Annotated in this window: 2 protein-coding genes; both read left to right on the top strand. The window is 43.2% G+C overall.

Going from position 1 to position 1,409, the window contains the following annotated elements:
* Positions 1-59 precede the first annotated feature (59 nt).
* Entirely contained in the window at positions 60-887 is an 828-nt protein-coding gene (locus GMD1S_RS10325; RefSeq protein ID WP_008293051.1) for an exodeoxyribonuclease III, read from the top strand.
* A gap of 11 nt (positions 888-898) precedes the next feature.
* Positions 899-1,285 (top strand): bleomycin resistance protein, encoded by a 387-nt coding sequence (locus GMD1S_RS10320; RefSeq protein ID WP_000386214.1) that lies wholly within the window; start codon positions 899-901, stop codon positions 1,283-1,285.
* Positions 1,286-1,409: the final 124 nt, after the last annotated feature.

The raw sequence follows: 1,409 nt of genomic DNA, 5'->3' as shown, positions 1-1,409 counted from the left end.
GGAAATGGACCTTTTTTTGGTATAATAAAATCTATAATCTGAATGAAAAAGGTAACTTTATGAAACTCATCTCATGGAATATTGATTCCCTCAATGCTGCCCTAACTAGTGACTCAGCTCGTGCCAAATTGTCCCAAGAAGTACTACAAACCTTGGTCGCCGAAAATGCTGATATCATCGCTATCCAAGAAACCAAGCTTTCTGCCAAGGGGCCTACAAAGAAACACTTGGAAATTTTAGAAGAACTCTTCCCAGGCTACGAAAATACGTGGCGCTCTTCCCAAGAACCTGCCCGTAAAGGCTATGCTGGAACCATGTTCCTCTATAAGAAAGAACTTACACCAACTATCAGCTTCCCAGAAATCGGTGCCCCTTCTACCATGGACTTGGAAGGTCGTATCATCACTCTAGAATTTGATAAATTTTTCGTGACCCAAGTTTACACTCCAAACGCTGGCGACGGCCTCAAACGCTTGGAAGAACGTCAAGTCTGGGATGTCAAATATGCTGAGTACTTGGCTGAACTAGACAAAGAAAAGCCAATCCTTGCGACCGGTGACTACAACGTGGCACACAATGAGATCGACCTTGCAAATCCTGCTAGCAACCGCCGTTCACCAGGATTTACCGACGAGGAGCGTGCTGGATTTACCAACCTTTTAGCAACTGGATTTACTGATACCTTCCGCCACATTCACGGCGATGTTCCAGAACGCTACACTTGGTGGGCACAGCGCAGCAAGACTTCTAAAATCAACAATACTGGCTGGAGAATCGACTACTGGCTCACAAGTAACCGTCTCGCAGACAAGGTCACTAAATCTGATATGATTGACTCAGGTGCTCGCCAAGACCACACACCCATTGTCTTGGAGATTAAACTCTAAGGAGAAAACGAATGGACTATCAAGCTGTCATTCCTGAATTTGTAGTATCTGACATCGAAAAATCACGCCACTTCTACTGCGACCTGCTAGGATTCTCTGTCGAATACGAGCGTCCAGAGGAGAAATTTCTCTTCCTCTCGATTGAAGACTGCCAACTTATGCTAGAAGAAGGAAGCGCAGAAGAATTAGCTCAGCTGACCTATCCTTTCGGGCGCGGTGTCAATATTTCCTTTGGCATTGCAGATGTTCCTCAGCTCCACCAAAAACTGCTGGAAGCTGACTATCCTATCCATCGTCCCCTCACAAAAAGAGAATTTCGAGTAGGAGATAGCTTTATATATCCCCATGAATTTGCGATTTTGGATCCTGATGGTTATTTTTTAAGATTTAGCGAATAGAAGAATAAAAGGCTACAATACTTTCTAGCCTTGCAGCCTTTTATTCGTTCGCTTTTATGATCTATTTACTAACAAAATATTTGATTTATAAAGCTAATTGGTGTAAAATAAAAACATTGGCAGT

The organism is Streptococcus sp. GMD1S, from assembly GCF_000296875.1.
Classification (GTDB): domain Bacteria; phylum Bacillota; class Bacilli; order Lactobacillales; family Streptococcaceae; genus Streptococcus.
This window is presented reverse-complemented; position numbering and strand designations above follow the sequence as displayed.